At 66.2% G+C, this 17,145-nt stretch carries 17 protein-coding genes; 2 read left to right on the top strand and 15 right to left on the bottom strand.

The features are described from left to right. Positions 1–19: 19 nt before the first annotated feature. The gene (gene asnB / locus ACQP2D_RS31730; protein WP_433679585.1) at positions 20–1,963 is read right to left on the bottom strand and encodes an asparagine synthase (glutamine-hydrolyzing); all 1,944 of its coding nucleotides are present in this window, start codon (positions 1,961–1,963) and stop codon (positions 20–22) included. Positions 1,964–2,494: 531 nt separating this feature from the next. Here asnB and ctaC point away from each other — a divergent pair. Next, complete coding sequence (ctaC, locus tag ACQP2D_RS31725) at positions 2,495–3,547, top strand: aa3-type cytochrome oxidase subunit II (protein WP_433685825.1); 1,053 nt, start codon at positions 2,495–2,497, stop codon at positions 3,545–3,547. A 13-nt stretch (positions 3,548–3,560) separates the two neighbouring features. Continuing rightward, the gene (locus tag ACQP2D_RS31720) at positions 3,561–3,977 is read left to right on the top strand and encodes a cytochrome c oxidase subunit 4 (RefSeq protein WP_354961057.1); all 417 of its coding nucleotides are present in this window, start codon (positions 3,561–3,563) and stop codon (positions 3,975–3,977) included. 64 nt (positions 3,978–4,041) lie between these two features. On the opposite strand, the gene ACQP2D_RS31715 is transcribed toward ACQP2D_RS31720, so the two are convergent. The 14 genes from ACQP2D_RS31715 to ACQP2D_RS31650 all read right to left on the bottom strand — a co-directional run bounded on the left by ACQP2D_RS31715 (position 4,042) and on the right by ACQP2D_RS31650 (position 17,108). Further along, a complete protein-coding gene (locus ACQP2D_RS31715) occupies positions 4,042–4,767 on the bottom strand; it encodes an SUKH-4 family immunity protein (RefSeq protein WP_433679584.1) in 726 nt (241 codons plus the stop codon). 113 nt (positions 4,768–4,880) lie between these two features. Next, positions 4,881–5,705 (bottom strand): SDR family NAD(P)-dependent oxidoreductase, encoded by an 825-nt coding sequence (locus ACQP2D_RS31710; protein ID WP_433679583.1) that lies wholly within the window; start codon positions 5,703–5,705, stop codon positions 4,881–4,883. 143 nt (positions 5,706–5,848) lie between these two features. After that, positions 5,849–7,126 carry an FAD-binding oxidoreductase gene (locus tag ACQP2D_RS31705; protein ID WP_433679582.1) on the bottom strand — a complete coding sequence of 426 codons (1,278 nt, stop codon included), beginning with the start codon at positions 7,124–7,126 and terminating at the stop codon, positions 5,849–5,851. Positions 7,127–7,178: 52 nt separating this feature from the next. Then, positions 7,179–8,738, bottom strand: coding sequence for an alkaline phosphatase D family protein (locus ACQP2D_RS31700; protein ID WP_433679581.1), 1,560 nt, complete (start codon positions 8,736–8,738; stop codon positions 7,179–7,181). Positions 8,739–8,811: 73 nt separating this feature from the next. Continuing rightward, complete coding sequence (locus ACQP2D_RS31695; RefSeq protein ID WP_433679580.1) at positions 8,812–9,276, bottom strand: nitroreductase/quinone reductase family protein; 465 nt, start codon at positions 9,274–9,276, stop codon at positions 8,812–8,814. 154 nt (positions 9,277–9,430) lie between these two features. Then, the gene (locus ACQP2D_RS31690) at positions 9,431–9,670 is read right to left on the bottom strand and encodes a hypothetical protein (RefSeq protein WP_433679579.1); all 240 of its coding nucleotides are present in this window, start codon (positions 9,668–9,670) and stop codon (positions 9,431–9,433) included. Then, positions 9,667–11,292 carry a cytochrome bc1 complex cytochrome b subunit gene (qcrB, locus tag ACQP2D_RS31685; protein WP_433679578.1) on the bottom strand — a complete coding sequence of 542 codons (1,626 nt, stop codon included), beginning with the start codon at positions 11,290–11,292 and terminating at the stop codon, positions 9,667–9,669. Before qcrB ends, ACQP2D_RS31690 begins: the two co-directional genes overlap by 4 nt. Next, positions 11,289–11,414 carry a hypothetical protein gene (locus tag ACQP2D_RS31680; protein ID WP_433679577.1) on the bottom strand — a complete coding sequence of 42 codons (126 nt, stop codon included), beginning with the start codon at positions 11,412–11,414 and terminating at the stop codon, positions 11,289–11,291. Before ACQP2D_RS31680 ends, qcrB begins: the two co-directional genes overlap by 4 nt. A 186-nt stretch (positions 11,415–11,600) precedes the next feature. Continuing rightward, a complete protein-coding gene (locus tag ACQP2D_RS31675) occupies positions 11,601–12,473 on the bottom strand; it encodes a hypothetical protein (protein WP_433679576.1) in 873 nt (290 codons plus the stop codon). 294 nt (positions 12,474–12,767) lie between these two features. Beyond that, positions 12,768–13,457 (bottom strand): phosphoribosylanthranilate isomerase, encoded by a 690-nt coding sequence (locus tag ACQP2D_RS31670; RefSeq protein WP_433679575.1) that lies wholly within the window; start codon positions 13,455–13,457, stop codon positions 12,768–12,770. 66 nt (positions 13,458–13,523) lie between these two features. Further along, positions 13,524–14,249, bottom strand: a complete 726-nt coding sequence (locus ACQP2D_RS31665) for a lysophospholipid acyltransferase family protein (RefSeq protein WP_433679574.1) — start codon at positions 14,247–14,249, stop codon at positions 13,524–13,526. Positions 14,250–14,383: 134 nt separating this feature from the next. Continuing rightward, positions 14,384–15,397 (bottom strand): ROK family protein, encoded by a 1,014-nt coding sequence (locus tag ACQP2D_RS31660; RefSeq protein WP_433679573.1) that lies wholly within the window; start codon positions 15,395–15,397, stop codon positions 14,384–14,386. Continuing rightward, the gene (locus ACQP2D_RS31655) at positions 15,394–15,858 is read right to left on the bottom strand and encodes a hypothetical protein (protein ID WP_433679572.1); all 465 of its coding nucleotides are present in this window, start codon (positions 15,856–15,858) and stop codon (positions 15,394–15,396) included. Before ACQP2D_RS31655 ends, ACQP2D_RS31660 begins: the two co-directional genes overlap by 4 nt. Next, the gene (locus ACQP2D_RS31650; RefSeq protein ID WP_433685824.1) at positions 15,855–17,108 is read right to left on the bottom strand and encodes an ArsA family ATPase; all 1,254 of its coding nucleotides are present in this window, start codon (positions 17,106–17,108) and stop codon (positions 15,855–15,857) included. Before ACQP2D_RS31650 ends, ACQP2D_RS31655 begins: the two co-directional genes overlap by 4 nt. Positions 17,109–17,145 lie beyond the last annotated feature (37 nt).

Raw genomic sequence — 17,145 nt, 5'->3', positions numbered from 1 at the left:
GATTCGCGCGCGGCAACGACTACAGCGAAACCGGGTAGACCGGTTCCTGGATATCGGGGGTGATGCGGTGTTCGACGAAGATGCCGTGCCAGATCATGAACACGAGCAGGGTCCAGAGGCGGCGGCTGTGGTCGCCGCGGCCTGCGCGGTGGTCTTCGAGCATGCCCTTGATCGCGCCCTTGTCGAGCAGGTGATCGGTCTGCGATTCGGCGATCTGCAGGTGGGCCCAGTCGTAGAGTTCGGTGCCGCGCAGCCAATGCCGCAGCGGGACCGGGAAACCCAGTTTCGCGCGGTGCAGCACATGCGGCGGGACGATGCCCTCCAGCGCCTGGCGCAATGCGTATTTGGTGGTCTCCTTGGTGATCTTCTGCTCGTACGGCAGCTGTTCGGCCACCTTCAGCACCTCGGAGTCCAGGAACGGCACCCGCAGCTCGAGCGAATTCGCCATGGTCATCTTGTCGGCCTTGACCAGGATGTCGCCGCGCAGCCAGGTGTAGAGATCCAGATGCTGCATGCGCGCCACCGGATCCCAGCCGCGCGACTGCGCGTAGATCGGCGCGGTGACGTCCTGGTGGGTCCACTCCGGCCGGAATTCCCGCAGCACCGCACGCAACTGTGCGTCGCTGAAGCTGCGCGCGTTGCCGTAGTAGCGCTCCTCGAGGGGGAGTGAGCCGCGGTGCAGCAAGCTCTTGCCGCGCGTACCGTCCGGAATCCGCTCCGACAGCCGACCGGCCAGCTTGCGGACCCCGCGCGGCAGATATTCGAAGGGCTTGAGCGACAACGGTTCCCGGTAGATCGTGTACCCGCCGAACAGCTCGTCCGCGCCTTCACCCGAGAGCACCACCTTGACGTGCTTGCGCGCCTCCTTGGCCACGAAGTACAGCGGCACCAGCGCCGGGTCGGCCACCGGATCGTCCAGGTACCAGACGATTTCGGGGATCGCCGCGGCGAATTCGGCGGGGGAGACCACCTTCACGATATGCCGCGCGCCGATCGCCTCTGCACTCTCGGCCGCCACATCGACCTCGGAGTAGCCCTCACGCTCGAAGCCGGTGGTGAAGGTGATCAGCTTCGGGTTGTGCCGCATGGCCAGCGCCGCGACCGCAGTGGAGTCGATACCGCCGGACAGGAATGAGCCGACGGTCACATCCGCGCGCATGTGCTTGGCGACGGAGTCCTCCAGCGCCTCGGCGATCTCCCGGTAGCGGGCGTCCGCCGAGCCGGGAGCGAAGGCCCGCACCTTGAACTGCGGGTCGAAGTAGCGGGTGATCTTCGGCGCCTCGCCCGCCCGCACGGTCGCGTAGTGCCCGGATTCCAGGCGGCGGATGTCCTTGTGCAGCGTCTCCGGTTCCGGCACGTACTGCAGCACGGTGTAGTGCTCCAGCGCCCGCGGATCCAGAGCATCGGAGAGTCCGAGCGCGGGCAGCAGCTCCAACAGGCTCTTCTTCTCACTGCCGAACGCGGTCCCGCCGGGGCCGGTCGCCAGGAACAGGGGCTTGATGCCGAACGGATCGCGGGCCAGGAACAACTCCTGGGTCTGGGTATCCCAGATCGCGAACGCGAACATGCCGCGCAGCTTGCGTACGGCCTCTGGGCCCCAGTAGTGGAAGGCTGCGACGATCGCCTCGCCGTCGCCCTCGGTTTCGAAGATCTTGCCGTCCGGGAACTCCTCGGCATGCGCCTTAGCGAGCTCCGCGCGGATCTCGATGTAGTTGTAGATCTCGCCGTTGAAGGTCAGCGCGTAGCGCTCCCGATTCTCGGCCGGACCCCAGCGCAGCGGCTGGTGTGAATGTTCGATGTCGATGATCGACAGGCGGTTGAAGCCGTAGATCACATGATCGTCGTGCCAGGTGCCACGCTCGTCCGGGCCGCGATGGCGCACGCAGTGCAGGGCGTTGTACACCCGCTCCACGACGTCGTCGGTTGCCGCATCAGATGTCAGAAATCCGAGCAGTCCACACACGGCGTCGGCAACCTCGTTTCCTACTTGGTACGGGCACTGGCCCGAATCACTGGGTGGCTGCGCCCGATAGTGGTGGGCGCACAGGGCGAAATCTCGTGTCCGAGTATGCCGCACCGGGCGGATTCGTGTATCGCGCCACCGGATCGTCCGCGATCACCGGTCTCGCCGACCCCCTCGCATCCGGCATCCGAAATGTTGTGTCCGCCTGCGTCGCACGTGCCGAATCCGGTCGCGGGGCCCGCGCTGTACTGGGACGATGTCCGAGTGACCGGACCCGCCCCGGGATCGGTGGAGTGTCGAATCCGACCCGACGTCAAACGGGGCGCCGGTTTGGTCTACGCTGCGTAGTACTCAGGACATTCTTAGGTGGATCGCCCGCCGAAGCGGGCGGGCCGACCGGAATGCCCTGAAACGTGCTTAAGACGTACCGCCGGGCGATCGCAACCCGGGCGGTGCACTGTCGGAATGTGTGGCGACCAGGAAGGCGTGAGCGTGGCGCACAAGGCGAGCGAAGAGATCGGGGCACGACCCGTGAAGGGTCGGCAGGGCCGCATCCTTCGGCGGGTCGGCTTGGCGGTGTCCTTGGGGATCACCGCGATGCTCGTCTCGGGCTGCTCGATCGACAATGTTTGGCTGCGATTCGGCTGGCCCTCGGGTGTCACGCCGCAGGCCACCCGGATGCGGGAACTGTGGACGTGGTCGGTCATCGCGGCATTGGCGATGGGTGTGCTGGTATGGGGTCTGACCTTCTGGACCGTCACCTTTCACCGCAAGAAGAAGGACTCCCCGGAGTTCCCGCGCCAGACCGGTTACAACGTGCCGCTGGAGCTGACCTACACCGCCGTGCCGTTCGTCATCATCGCGGTGCTGTTCTACTTCACCGTGGTCGTGCAGAACTACGTGCACGAGAAGGTCGCCAACCCGGACGTGACCGTGGACGTGACCGCCTTCCAGTGGAACTGGAAGTTCGGCTACCGCAATGTCGACTTCAAGGACGGCTTCCGCTTCGACGGTATCGATAAGGCCCGCGAGGACGCCAACCAGGAACAGCTCGAGGAGTACAAGGAGCGGACCAAGGACGGTCACCCGCAGCCGGGCCCGGTGCACGGCAAGCCGGAGAACGACATCCTGTCCTACCTGCACTACGACAAGGTCGAGACCGTCGGCTCCAGCAGCGAGATTCCGGTGCTCGTGCTGCCGACCGGCAAGATCATCGAATTCCAGCTGGCCGCCGCCGACGTGGTGCACGCCTTCTGGGTGCCGGAGTTCCTGTTCAAGCGCGACGTGATGCCGAACCCGAAGGAAAACCACTCGGATAACGTCTTCCAGATCACCAAGATCGAGAAGGAAGGCGCGTTCGTCGGCCGCTGCGCCGAGATGTGCGGCACCTTCCACTCGATGATGAACTTCGAGGTCCGTGCGGTGTCGCCGGAGAAGTTCACCAAGTACATTGATGCGCGCAAGGCGGGGAAGACCAACGCCGAGGCGCTCGAGTCCATCGGTGAATCCCCGGTCGCCACCTCCACCCAGCCGTTCAACACCAAGCGCGATACCAAGAGCGCGGCCGCGGCAGAGAGCAAGTGAGGACTGATCTGATATGAAGATCGAAGCGCGGATTTTCGAACTGCTCACGGTGTTCTTCGTGATCGTGGCGATCGTGTACGGCTACTTCACCGGCCAGTCGCGGACCGGTGTCGAATGGGCCGGCACCACCGCTACGGTGCTGACCGCCGGTCTGTCGCTGATCATCGGCACCTACTTCCGGTTCGTCGCACGTCGTCTCGACCTGCGTCCGGAGGACTACGAGGACGCCGAGATCGTGGACGGCGCAGGCGATCTGGGCTTCTTCTCGCCCGGCAGCTTCTGGCCCATCACGCTGGCCGCGGCGGGCTCGATCACCGCCCTCGGCCTGGCCTTCTTCCAGTTCTGGCTGATCGGCATCGGCGTGGTCTGCATCCTCGGTGCGGCCGCCGGTCTGGTCTTCGAGTACTACCTCGGCCCGGAGAAGCACTGAGCGAGTAGCTCTTTCCGAAGCGCCCTGCCGGATTCCGGTGGGGCGCTTCGGCGTTTCCGAGCGGTCAGCTGGGGAAGCTGTTGATCAGTTCCACCCAGAGCGATTCCCGGCCATCGGGTCCGGTCAAATTGTCGATCTCCGCCATGGCGGCCAGCACCGCCGCTATATCGACGTCGGTACGTTCCCACACCTGCTCGCATTGCTCGAGGTACGCCGCGTGGATGGCATCGGCGTCCTCGCCCCGTTCGATCAGCGCGACGCGGGTTCCTGGAAATGGTGGTTCGGTCTCGGTCACTTCCCGCAGGATCCGGCTGGCGGCTCGCCACCGCCAGGCGACCTCGAGGAACTGGGCGACCGAGGAGTTGAGATAGGTGACGGCGGGGTTGTAGAGGTCCGGGTATCGGTCCTGCATCACCGGCGGCAAGTCGGCGGTCGTGAGTGGCGCCTTCTTCAGGCCGAACACCGTCCCGTCACCGGCGAGCGCCCCGATCATCGGGGTGAGCGGGTGCCGCCCCCATCGACCCAGCCGATAGAGCCGTCGATCCGCGGTGAGCAACCGACGCTCCTGGTCGCTGGCGATGGCCGGGGTCAATTCCGGCTTGACCCCGAGCTGTGGATCGGCCGCCATGGGCGTATCGCTCGGCATTCCCCAGGCCCGCAACGCGGCCCGATCGCGCTCCGGCAGGTTCCACATGGCAACGCTGTCCGGCATCCGCACGCGATCGTCGGTAACCAGCGAGTCGACCGGTGCCCGAAGTACGAGCCCCAATCGCTTCTCAACAGTGTCCACGACATATGTCTACCCGTTTGCCCAGCAATTCCGGCTACTGCTGAGCCGCAGGCGTGGATTACGACGAGACCGGACGGTCGCTGGTGGAGCGGGGCCAGCCCACGCAGCACGGGCTACAACGAGGCGAGGCGCGACAGGAGACGGTTGGTGGAGCGGGGCGCTACCCCCGCCAGCCCGCGCAGCGTGCGGGCGAAGCGGGGTTCGAGATGGGCCGGGCGGGTGCGGATGGCCGTTTCGATGAGCCGGGCGGCATCGGTGGGCTCCAGCGCGGGTTCGGCGACGAAGTGCGCGATGGTTCCGGATTCGGGTTGGACGGCCGGATACCGGACACTGGTCACCTGGATGCCGCGGGGCGACAGTTCGGCGTCCACGCACTGTCCGAAGGTGGTCCAGGCGGCCTGGGAACTGGCGTAGGAGGCGAAATTCGGTGCGGCGCCGGTATTCAGGCTCCACGGGCCGACATTGATCACGTGGCCGGAACCGGACTCCAGCATGGCGGGCAGCAGACCGAGGGTCAGGCGCAGCGGGCCGAAGTAGTTGGTGGCCATCATGCGCTGGTAGTCGCGGAAGCGGTCCAGCGATGGGGATACCGGGCGACGCACCGGGCGGCCCGCATTGTTGATCAGCACGTCCACGGTGCCGAATTCGGTCAGCACCCAATGCACGAGCTCGTCGACATCGCCCAGTGCGGAGATATCGCAGCGGAACCACCCGGCATGACCGCCCGCGTCGACGATCTCATTGCAGGCGGCCACGAGCCGGCCCCCGCGCCGGGCCACGAGCAGCAGCTGAGCGCCGTGGTCGGCAAGAAGGTCGGCGGTGGCGCGGCCGATCTCGGAACAGGCGTCGGTCACGAGCACCCGCAGGCCCTCGATGGATTCGGGACGCTGCCGCTTACGGTCGGGCAGCCGGGCTGGGGCGGGGCGGAATTCGAGCATCAGAGCAACCTTCATTCAGATGGGCTGAACCAACGCATCGACACCCCGCCGACAGTGTCGAAGTCGACCGCTGACGCCAGCGATAGCTGTGCCGCCGAAGGACGGTGAAGCTATTTGCTGGCGACTATGCGGCGCGACACAGTCTAATCCGCGGAGTCGTACCGCAGGGCGCGTTCGGAAACGCAGATCTCATCGATTCCGGTGACGATGTCGCGCAACAGTTCTGAGGGCAACGCCGATGGCCGCAAACGACAGGTAAAGGTGATCAGTCCGTGATCTTCGACCGACAGCCCGCGCGCCTGTGCCTCCTCGCGCAGGTACTTCGAGCGCACGCCGTAGGTCATCGCGGAGATGACGGTGAAGCAGCCGGTCCGTTCCCGGTGTCCGGCAAACAGGTCGTGCAGTCGGTAGAAGACCGAGGTGTAGGTCGACAGCGGCGCGAAGATCGCGACCCGGTAGGCCGGGCCGCGCTCCGAGGAGCTGATCACGGTATCGGCCAGGTACTCCGCATCGCGCAGCGTCAGCACCTTCGGGGCGAACATGAGTGCGCCGGCGGCGGCATTGCGCACGGGTGCGCCCGCGCGTCCACCCGCCGCGGAGGCGATGGCGCCCAACGACTTCCTGGTCTTGGAGCCGACCTCGCGACGCGCGCGCAGCGATCGGGTCGGGGTGGTCGGATACAGGCTCGACCACTGACCGAAGCGCACGGTCCCCAACTGCACATGTCCGGTGCCGACCGGTCGTGACACCTTCAGCGGTGCGGTATCGACCCAGCGACCGACCTGGAGTGCGACATTGCCCGGCCGGGCGATTTCGGCGTAGGCGTGTTCGACGAAGGAGTCGAAGTCGAGGAACCGGTCGGCGTCGGTGGTGAGCCAGGTGTGGTCCTTATCGATATCGATCACATCCAGGGTGAGCGCGGTGATGATGCCGGCGCGCCCGCCCGCGCCGAGGATCCGGTGGAAGCGCTCGGTGTGGTGGTTGCGCCCACAGGTGCCGATGCGCCCGTCCGGATCGACGTACTCGAGATCCACGATCTGATCGATGAACATGCCGTACTTGTGCGATGCCGTGCTCACGCCGCCGACCGAGGCGAAACCGCCAGCGGTGATATCGCGGTGGTCGCCGATGATCGGCAGACCGAGCCCGTGTGCGCCGAGGCGGCGATCGATATCGGACAATTTGGCGCCGGCCTGCACGCGCACGGTGCGTCTGCCGAGGTTGATATCGAGCACCGCGTTCATCTTTCGCAGCGACACCACCGTGCGTGGATCGGGTAGCAAAAGACCATCGTCGATCGGTTCGCCGCCGCGCACCATGAGGTTTTCCGCTCGACCGCGTGAATTCCGCACAGTACGAACGACATCCGCGGTGTCACGAGGTAGATATTCTTCGGCGGCGACAGTGTGCGGCGTGCTCATGGATCGAAAGCTAACCACAGCGCGGGCTCCGATGCTCGTTCGATCTCGACGGTTAGCGAATCGGCGGCGCGAGCCGCTGGCTGAACAGGACAGATCCGGTCGCATCGCAGAGGTTGACCGTCAGTTCCCTTGACTTGCCGTCGATCAATACCTCGCCGAAATGTTGGTAGCTGTCCAGTGGCGAGGCGTTCTGGATGGTGGGGGCGTGTACGAATACCGCCTCCGGACCGAAGGTGCCGTCCAGCGGATTCGGGCCGAACGCACCGGCATTCAGCGGTCCGGAGACGAACTCCCAGAATTCGTCGAAGTCGGTGAACGCGGCGCGCTCCGGCGCGTAGTGGTGGGCCGCGGTGTAGTGCACATCGGCGGTCAGCCAGACCACGCCGCCGACCTTGTTCGCTTTGATGGCCGAAAGCACCTGGGCGATCTCGGTTTCCCGTCCGGACGGTGCGCCGTTGTCACCGTTGGCGGGGCCCTCATAGGCCGTCACCTGCTGTTCACCGTCCTTGACGACCAGACCGAGCGGCAGGTCATTGGCGATGATCTTCCAGGTGGCCTTGGCATCGCGCAGACCCTCGATCAGCCACTTCGTCTGTTCCGGACCGAAGATGCGACCGTTGGGTCCGTTGTCGATGTCGTTGGTGTCCTTATAGGTCCGCATATCCAGCACGAAGATGTCCAGCAGCGGGCCGTAGGAGATCTTTCGGTAGAGGCGTCCGTCCACCGCCTCATTGGGCTCCAACGGCATCCACTCGTGGAAGGCCTGCCAGGAGCGGGTGGCGAGGGTGTCCATGCTGCGCTCGGTATAGCCCTTGGTCTCGGCGACCAGGCCGCCGTGGTACCAGTTGTTGACGGTCTCGTGGTCGTCCCACTGGACCACCTGGGCGACCGCGGAATTGAAGCGGCGGTAGTTCTGGTCGGTCAGGTTGTAGGCGTAGTTGCCGCGGAACTGCTCGAGCGTCTGAGCGACAGCGCTTTTCGCCTCGGAGACGATATTGCGCCAGATGCGCCCGTCGGGCAGTGTCACCGATTCCCGCAGCGGCACATCGGCGTAGATCGAATCACCGGAGTGGATGAACAGATGCGGATCGCGCGCGGCCATGGCCGAGAAGATCTTCATGCCGCCGAGTTCGGGATTGATGCCATAGCCTTGGCCCACTACGTCGCCGGACCACTGCAGCTTGATATCGGCCGCGCCCGTTGGCACCGTGCGGAATACGCCCGTGATCGGTTCGGAGGTGGCGCCGTCCTCGCCTTCGAGGGTCACCCGGTAGTGCACCTGCTGACCCGCGGGCAGGCCGTTGACGCGCACCCGTCCGGTGCCGTCGGCGTCCGGGGTCAGCAGCGGGCCGGTGAATCGTTTGGCGTCGGTGAAGGATTCGGTGGCCGCGGTCTCCACGATCAACTTCGCCGGCTGATCCGAGCGCGCCCAGATCAGCGCGCCGTCGGTGCGCGGGTCGCCGACCGCGACGCCGTGCGTGAGATTCGGGCGCCGACGGACCAGTGCGGGACCGTCATTCGAACAAGCGGCCAGTGCCGGGGCCGCGACGAGACCGAGGGCGGAGGTGCGCAGCAGCGTCCGTCGGGAGATCCCGAAGTCCGAACCAGTCATTCGCCCACCCTGGCGCAGGGAGTCCAACACCGCGTGAACTCCTACCGTCTGCTCGGCCAACAGGCGCGCGTTATCAGCCGCGCGGTCGAAGTTCGATGATCGGGATGAGCCGGTCGGTCTTCTTCTGGTAGCCGAGATAGCGCGGCTGCTCGGCGGTGATCTGCTGCCAGGCCCGCTCGCGCCGCTCACCGTCCAACTGTTCGGCCGTTACCTGGAACTTCGTGCCACCGACCTCGGCCCACACCTGATCGGGATGTGCGGCGATATTGTGATACCAGCCCGGATGTTGGATCGCGCCACCCATGGAGGCGACGACGAGCCAGCCACCGTCGTCGGCCGGAAAGCGGCTGACCGTCACCCGGCGTTCCGAACCGCTCTTCGCGCCGACCGTGGTCAGATACACCAGGTCCATGCCGAGGAATCGGTCGTGGCGGAATCGGTGGTATCGCTCCATGGTCCGGGTGAGGAAACGGTAGACCGGATTCGGTGACGGCGGCTTGGACCCTCTGGTCCCCGCCGGAATCTTGTGAAAGCTCATGATCCGCTCCTATGCGGCTCGGAACTGTGTGCACCTAACAGCATGACACTTCGGTGATCACTACCTCGACCGATCGCGGCAGCAACGAACCGAAGGCCCCGAACCTGGGTGGTTCGGGGCCTTCGGTCCGGGCCGTGGTGCGTGCCCGAGGTCCTCAGACGGTGTTGTCGACGAGGATTTCATAGGCGCGGACGGCGTCTTCGGGGAAGACGAGTACGCGGTGGCGGTCGGGGTGGCGGGTGGTGTGCGCCGGACCGGTGGTGGCCCGGATTCCGTGGTAGTGCAGTAGGTCACGCACCGCGTGTGCGGTGGTCGAACCGGCCACCGTCGCGGCCGCGACGAGCAGTCCGTAGTCCTCGGTATCGGGCGCTTGCGAGCGCTCGAGCCACATCATGGTGCGTGCCTTTCACCGTCGGCGGAGATTCGGTCCTGGTACTTCTGTAGCACGGCGAGCTGTTTGCGTTCCTCCGCGTGCTCGATCTCGAAGTATCGCGCGGATTCCGCCGCCGGATCGGGTCGCAGGAAGCTGCCGGTGCCCGGTTTGCCCGCCGAACCCAATTTATTCATCTTCTTCGGTACCGCCGCCCCCTGGTAGGGCAGGGGTACCGGGTGGCCGTGCTCGTCGACCGGTCCGAGCGACTGGTGCACCTCGATGTACTCACCGTGCGGCAGTCGCTTGATGATGCCGGTCTCGATGCCGTGCTCGAGCACCGCCCGGTCACTGCGCTGTAGACCGAGGCAGAACCGGTAGGTGATGAAGTACGCGATCGGCGGCGCGATCAACATGCCGATGCGACCCATCCAGGTGGTGGCGTTGAGCGAGATATCGAATTTGAGCGCGATGATGTCGTTGACGCAGGACAGCGTGAGCACCACATAGAACGTGATCGCCATCGCACCGATGCCACTGCGCACCGGCACATCTCGCGGCCGCTGCAGCAGATTGTGTGCCGCGTAATCCTTGGTGAGCCGCTTCTCGATCCACGGGTAGGCGGGCAGGATCACCAGCACCACACCCATGACGACGGCCACCCAGAATGCCGCCGGGATGGTGTAGTTGCCGATATAGATCTCCCATGGCGGCATCAGACGCGTCAGACCGTCGGTCCACATCATGTAGAAGTCCGGCTGTGAACCCGCCGACACCTGGGCCGGGTTGTAGGGCCCGAGTTCCCAGATCGGATTGATCTGGAACAGACCACCCATGATCGCGACCGTGGCGAGGGTGAACATGAAGAACGCACCCTGGTCGGCGGCGAAGACCGGCACGATGCGGGCCCCGACGACATTCTTCTCGGTGCGTCCCGGCCCGGGGAACTGCGTGTGCTTCTGATACCAGACCAGCGCGATATGCGCGGCGATCAATGCCAGCATGATGCCGGGGAACAGCAGCACATGGGTGATGAACAGGCGCGGAATGAGCACCTCGCCGGGGAACTCGCCGCCGAAAAGGGCGAAGTGGGTCCAGGTTCCGATGATGGGGATGCTCATCGTGATGCCGCCGAGCGGCGCGCGCAGGCCGGTGCCGGAGAGCAGATCGTCGGGCAGGCTGTAGCCGAAGTAGCCCTCGAACATGGCCAGGATCAACAGCGTCGAACCGATCACCCAATTCGCTTCGCGTGGTTTGCGGAACGCGCCGGTGAAGAAGATCCGCAGGCAGTGCACGATGATCGCGGCCACGAACATCAGTGCGGCCCAATGGTGTACCTGCCGGACGAACAGACCGCCGCGCACCTCGAACGAAATATCGAGCGCGCTCGCATAGGCCGCCGACATGTGCACACCGCGTAGCGGTTGATACGCGCCGTCGTAGACCACCTCGGTCATCGACGGATCGAAGAACAGCGTCAGATATATGCCCGAGATGAGCAGAATGATGAAGCTGTACAACGCGATCTCGCCGAGCAGGAACGCCCAGTGCGTCGGAAAGACCTTATTGATCGAGCGTTTCACGAAGGCGGCGGCGCGGTACCGCTCGTCGGCCGCATCGGCCTGATGCGCCACCTTCGAGCTCATCGCGCGATCCCGTACGAGCCGGGTAGGCCGAACGGCGGCGTGGGCGCCTGCGCCGCGAATGCCACCTCCGCGACGCTCTCGTCCGCCACCTCATAACCAAGGAACAGCACAGGCATGGTCATCTCCTTCTCCGCCGGAAGCTGTCTACGCATAAGACGCATCGGTGGCGCAAAAAGTGACAGCCCCGATGCGAGAAATCCTGCTGGACTGTGGGATGCGGGGGTCTTCGGCGAATGCCGGAACTCGAGTGCCTGATAGGAGTGCACTTCGGCGGATGGGTGAGTGACGCAGATCTCGGCGTCGAGGGCTCAGGAGGGGAGTTCGTTCAGCGCGGAGAGGAAGCTGTCCGAGGGGTAGATGCAGAGTGCTTCACCGGTGTGCTCGGTGGTGGCGGCCAGTTCGATGGTGCGGTCGTGCCACCAGTAGACGTCCTGGCTGACCGGCCACGGGCGCTGGGCGTAGTCGAGCACAGCGACCTGCGCGAGCACCGTGGTGGCCCGCACGACGTCGAGATTCGCCACCGGATGCGCGTAGATCTGGCGCTGGGACGGCACCGCGAATACCGACCCCGCCGGTCCGACCACCGGATACTCGTCCAGCCAGCGCGCGTGCGCGGTGATGTAGTCGGAGATGCCGCTCAGCATGGTGATCTCGACACCGTCGGACATCGGCGCATCGATCCGATGGGTGATCGCCTCCAGCGGACCGTCCGCGCGGGTGTTCTGTTCGGCGAGGATGAACAGGTCGCATTCGTCGATCGGCCACTGCCGCAGCATCGGATAGGTGATCGGCGCCATGGTGTGCACCTGATCGATCAGCACCCGCTGGACCAGTCCGGGCGCGACCTCGCGGTGCACCACATCCGGTGTCCCGCCCTGCCCGGAGTACAGCCGAGTCCGGATCAGCCCCCGCATCATCGCGAAATTCCCGGTATCGAGCGGATCGCGATCGATCTCCAGATCGACCAGGCCGGTACTGAGATAGTCCGCCACCAACGCGGGCCACTGATCCGGCGGCTCATCGGCCGCCATCCGCCGCAAATTCGTCAATCCGACCATGACATCCCCCGCGGGCCCGGACAGCATCACGTCATCGGCGTTCGCCACCCGGCAGGAATACCCGAGCTGATGTGCCGCGGCCACCGCCAGCGATAACAACAGATCCGTCCCTGCCTCGGACATTCGTGGCCCCTAGCTCGTCTTGCGAGGCCGCTGCCACCGCCGGACCCCGCACCTACCGCACCCGGAACACTTACCCCGCTGATTGTGCCCCTACTACACGCGGCCCGCTCGAATGTTGCCGAGATCGTTCCGTCGCATCCCCGCGCGCCGAATCCGCTGCGCCGCAACAACCCATGAACGGCAACCTCGGTACCAGCACGGCCCATTCGGCAGATGCGGCCGGAAGGGTGAGCGGAAATCCTGGTACGGCAGCCGCGTCACCGCCGCGACCTCGGTCGCCCGGGCCGCTCGTGCTCATGGCTGTGGGGCTGGGAATGCGAATGACCCAGGTGACCGGTGCGCCGCCGTCACGAAGGCCGCGCACGCATCGGGTTGCTTATCGCCGGTGGCTGTTTCGACCCCGCTATTGGCGTCCACCGCGAAGGGACGCACAAGCGCGATGGCGTCGGCGACATTGTCCGGGCCGAGCCCTCCGGCGAGCACGACCGGGCAGCCGAGTTCGTGTAGTGCGGTCACCACGGCCGCGCTCACCGACCAGTCGTGAGTCAGTCCGGTACCGCCCAGACGGTCCGCGGTGCGCGAATCGAGCAGCACCGCATCACAATCCGGTGCGACCGAACGCGCGGCGTCGACCGCTTCAGGGCCGGTGACATGCACCGCCTTGATGATCTTGCGCCCAACCGAGGTCTTGCGAACCTCGCGAACCGTGTCGATCGAGACGAGCCCGTGCACCTGGATCGCGTCCACACCCACCCGGTCGGCGAGGTCGACGATCGCGGCGGCGTCTTCCAGATGGGTGACAAGGACCCGAGTGACGTACGGCGGAGCCAGGCGCGACAACTCGGCGGCGCGCTCGGCGTCGAGGGCGTCCTCGCTGAAATGGGTGATCCCCGAGATGAATCCGATGGCGTCGGCACCGGCGTTCAGCGCAATCCGCAGATCGTGCTCGGACCTGATACCGCAAATTTTTGCGCGCACCGTCACGACTCAACGATATCCGTCGAGTGGCCGTATCGGTGCGCGCCCGGCCCGGAACCCGGTTGGCCCGGACTAGCTGGCCGCGGTCTCCGGGATGCGGGTGGCCTCGGGGGCGGAGCCGGACGGGACGCCCTTCTTCAGGCTGGCCGCGTAGACGTCGACGTATTCCTGGCCGCCGAGTTGCATGAGTTCGTACATGACCTCGTCGGTGACGGCACGTTCGACGAAGCGGTTGCCGCCCATGCCCTCGTAGCGGGAGAAGTCGATGGGGGCACCGAATTTGACGGTGACCTGGTGGCGGCGCCAGCGGAACGGGCCGGGCGGGCAGACCTCGAAGGTGCCGATGACGGCGACCGGAATGACGGGGACACCGGTTTCGAGAGCGAGCCGCGCCAGACCGGTCTTGCCCTTGTAGAGGCGGCCGTCGGGGGAGCGGGTGCCCTCCGGGTAGAGGCCGACGAGGTGGCCCTTGTCGAGCAGTTTGCGGGCGGCGATGAGAGCGTCCTCGGCCGCACTGGCACCGCTGCGGTCGATCGGGTACTGGCCGGTGGCGCTGAAGAAGAACTTCTGCAGCCGACCCTTGAAGCCGGGGGTGTTGAAGTACTCGGCCTTGGCCAGGTAGCTGATGCGGCGCGGGCTCATCAGTGGCGCGAACAACCAGTCCGAGAAGGACAGGTGGTTCCCGGCCAGAATGGCGGGCCCGTCGGCGGGAATGTGTTCCACGCCTTCGACTGTCGGACGGTTGTAGAGGTGCATGAACGGTCCTGGGAACAGGTACTTCAGCATCCAGTAGAGCATGGCGTCCTAACCCCCGCGGCCGGGATCGTTTACGGGTACAACCGTCAGTTGCCGACTTTACCGTCGGTTACAGATCACATCCAAGCGGAGCGGTGTATCTCACCACATGTTCTCGAGTGCTGATATCCGACCGCTCAGTGGGTGGAACGCGCGGCCCACGATCGGCCGCGTCCGGTGTCGACGAGGGTGGCTCTGGCGAGTTCCGCCGCGCCGATCATGCCCGCCGCCTCACCGAGTTGGGTGGTGCGGATCCGGGCCAGCGGCCGATGGCCGGCGCCGGTGATCGCCTGCGCGTATTCCTCGCGGGCCTCGTCCAGGAACAGACCCGCCGAACTGCTGACGCCACCGGCGATCACGATCAGTCCGGGATCGAAAATATCGCTGACGAAGGCCAGCCCGAGCCCGAGCCACCGCGCGAAATCGGCCATGACCGCCACGGCAAGGGGGTCGCCGTCCTGTGCCGCCCCGGCCACTCGGCGTCCGGTCAGCGAGCCGGGATCGCGCAGCACCTCGCGCGCCAGCACCGTCGAATGCACCGGATCGGTGGCCAGCATCTCGATCGCGGTATCGACCAGAGCCGTTCCGCTGCAGTACCTTTCCCAGCAGCCGCGCTTACCGCACGGGCAGGCCCGGCCCTGCGGCACCACCTGCAGATGTCCGAGTTCGGGTGCGACGCCATGGGTGCCCCGATACAGTTCGCCGTCGATCAGCAGCGCCGCGCCGATGCCGGTGCCGATCGCAACCAGCACCGAATTGTGTCCGCCCGCCGCCGCGCCGAACCGGTACTCGGCCCACATGGCGGCATTGGCGTCGTGCTCCAGGATCACCGGCAGTTCGAGACGTTCGGTGAGCCGCTGCGCGACCGGGGCATCCTGCCACGGTAGGTGCGGTGCGAAGCGCACCGTCGAGCGATCGCCGTTGATGAACCCGGCCACCGCCAGACCGACCGCGCCGATCGGGTGTCTGCGACATAGCTCGCGGACCGCGCGGTCCAGCGCGTTCTCCAATGCCCGCGCCGAATGCGGCGTCGGGGCGACAACGGTGTCGAGTACCTCGCCGTCGCCGTCGACCACCGATGCGCGAATGTTGGTGCCGCCGACGTCGATTCCGACGGTCAGCGGTCGCGCATCTGCTACTCGCGCGGTCATGCCTTGATCGTCACGGGGATGCCGACGTAGCGGGCCCGCTCGCGCCCGCCCGGGGTCGAGTGTGCGCGGGGATTCGCCTCGGCCGCTGCCGGTGCGCCCCCGTTCTGCTCGACGACGGCCGAATGATCGTGCGGTACACCGTCATCGGGCATGACCGGATCGACCGGCACCCCGGCCAGCGCCTCGCGCAGCACCGTGACGATTGCGGTGCCGTGATCGGCCACCACCGCGAGCACATCGTGGTGCTCACCGCGCACCAGTGCGGCCGCCGCGCACACCGGGCACCAACTGCAGCTCGACCAGTCCGGCTGTCCATCGGCGGCTCGGCGCAGCGCCGGCTCGACCCGCTCCAGCACCGCCTCCGCGAGCAGTTTCAACTCCGCGGCGAATTCGCCGAGGCCGTCATCGGGATCGGCACTGCCTGGCCGGCCATCCGCCTGGCCGCCGCTCGGATCGGTCATACCGGCCACGCCTCCGGGTCCGGACGGAAACGCACGACCAGATAGCCGTGATCGAGTTCGGCGCCATCGACCGTGCACCGCCGCAATACCGGAGCCAGGCGCACCCGGCGCCGGACCCCGTCCGCTCCCACGATCAAATCGTCCTCCACTCGTCCCAGTCGCAGCGTCGCCGCATCGACGACGGGCAGGTGCATCCGCATCGCGTACACCGAATGCAGACCGGTGCCCGACTCCAATCGAACCACCGGCTGGCCGGAACTTGTGCGAACCTCCGCCGGATTGTCGCGCAGCCCGGGGTCGGTGTCTAACCGCTCGCCCGAGTCCATCGCGTACGACAGGGCGGCCAGGGAGGTGAGCCCGACCGGTTCGGGCCCGGTGTGCTGGGCGATCAGCACCCGCGTTCCATTCATACCCCGTTGCAGCCGGTTCACCACGTCCAACTGTTCGGCGCGCCGATTGAGATACCACTGCACCGCCGGATGGGAGGCGACCTCCAGTGCGGTCGGCGGCGGCGTGGCGGGCAGCACCTTGTTCACCACCACCGCGTCCAAGCGCAGACCGAGCAGCGCCGCGGCTGAACGCACCCGCTCCGATTCGGCGATGGCCACCTGTTCGGCGACGGTGATCAGCCGCGCGCCGGTGCGGGCGTGATCGGCGAGCAGATCGCGCACCTCGGTCACCGCCTTGACGATTCGTTCGATCGTGGTGGCGAGCACCGCGCGGCGCAGATCGGTGCTCACCGCGCTCAGCGCCCTCGCGTGCTGCGGCCACACCCGCTCCGTATAGCCGAGCAGGGTTTCCGGTGCGGTGATGATGCGCAACATATCCGCCGACGGCGGGCAGTCGACGACGATCACATCCCAGTCGTCCTCCTGGACGAACTGGGTGATCTCCACCAGCATCAGCAATTCCTGCACGCCGGGCAGTCCGGTCAGTTCGGCCGGATCCAGCGCGGCCAGGTCGACGCCGTGCTCGTGGCCGGTTCCGGTGGCCAGCATCCGCACCACCTCGCGGAACCGATCCTCCAGCAGCGCAAGGGAATCGACCTCGATCACATCGAGTCCGGGGAGCACGCCGGCGATGCCGGCCACGGTGCCGGGATCGTGCGGAAATCGGAAGCCGAGCGCGTCACCGAGCGAATGCGCCTGATCCAACGAGGCCACCAGCACCCGCTGACCACCCCGTGCGTAGGCCATGGCGGTGGCGCAGGCCAATGTCGTCTTGCCGACCCCGCCCTTGCCGATGAACAGTTCGACCCGGGTCCCGGCTGCCTCGGGCGTGTGCGTG

Origin of the sequence: Nocardia sp. CA-119907 (assembly GCF_050955995.1) — a bacterium.
Lineage (GTDB): Bacteria > Actinomycetota > Actinomycetes > Mycobacteriales > Mycobacteriaceae > Nocardia.
The sequence above is the reverse complement of the archived record's forward strand: the minus strand, read 5'-3'. Positions and strand labels throughout refer to the sequence as shown.

What these genes read in the sequence shown, in the direction of transcription:
- ACQP2D_RS31695 (WP_433679580.1), bottom strand. Translation starts at nt 9,276, where the DNA reads ATGAGCTTTCACAAGATTCCGGCGGGGACCAGAGGGTCCAAGCCGCCG.
- ACQP2D_RS31655 (WP_433679572.1), bottom strand. Translation starts at nt 15,858, where the DNA reads ATGACCGATCCGAGCGGCGGCCAGGCGGATGGCCGGCCAGGCAGTGCC.
- qcrB (WP_433679578.1), bottom strand. Translation starts at nt 11,292, where the DNA reads ATGAGCTCGAAGGTGGCGCATCAGGCCGATGCGGCCGACGAGCGGTAC.
- ACQP2D_RS31660 (WP_433679573.1), bottom strand. Translation starts at nt 15,397, where the DNA reads ATGACCGCGCGAGTAGCAGATGCGCGACCGCTGACCGTCGGAATCGAC.
- ACQP2D_RS31690 (WP_433679579.1), bottom strand. Translation starts at nt 9,670, where the DNA reads ATGATGTGGCTCGAGCGCTCGCAAGCGCCCGATACCGAGGACTACGGA.
- ACQP2D_RS31675 (WP_433679576.1), bottom strand. Translation starts at nt 12,473, where the DNA reads ATGTCCGAGGCAGGGACGGATCTGTTGTTATCGCTGGCGGTGGCCGCG.
- ACQP2D_RS31705 (WP_433679582.1), bottom strand. Translation starts at nt 7,126, where the DNA reads ATGAGCACGCCGCACACTGTCGCCGCCGAAGAATATCTACCTCGTGAC.
- ACQP2D_RS31680 (WP_433679577.1), bottom strand. Translation starts at nt 11,414, where the DNA reads ATGACCATGCCTGTGCTGTTCCTTGGTTATGAGGTGGCGGACGAGAGC.
- ACQP2D_RS31710 (WP_433679583.1), bottom strand. Translation starts at nt 5,705, where the DNA reads ATGCTCGAATTCCGCCCCGCCCCAGCCCGGCTGCCCGACCGTAAGCGG.
- ACQP2D_RS31700 (WP_433679581.1), bottom strand. Translation starts at nt 8,738, where the DNA reads ATGACTGGTTCGGACTTCGGGATCTCCCGACGGACGCTGCTGCGCACC.
- ACQP2D_RS31665 (WP_433679574.1), bottom strand. Translation starts at nt 14,249, where the DNA reads ATGCTCTACTGGATGCTGAAGTACCTGTTCCCAGGACCGTTCATGCAC.
- ACQP2D_RS31720 (WP_354961057.1), top strand. Translation starts at nt 3,561, where the DNA reads ATGAAGATCGAAGCGCGGATTTTCGAACTGCTCACGGTGTTCTTCGTG.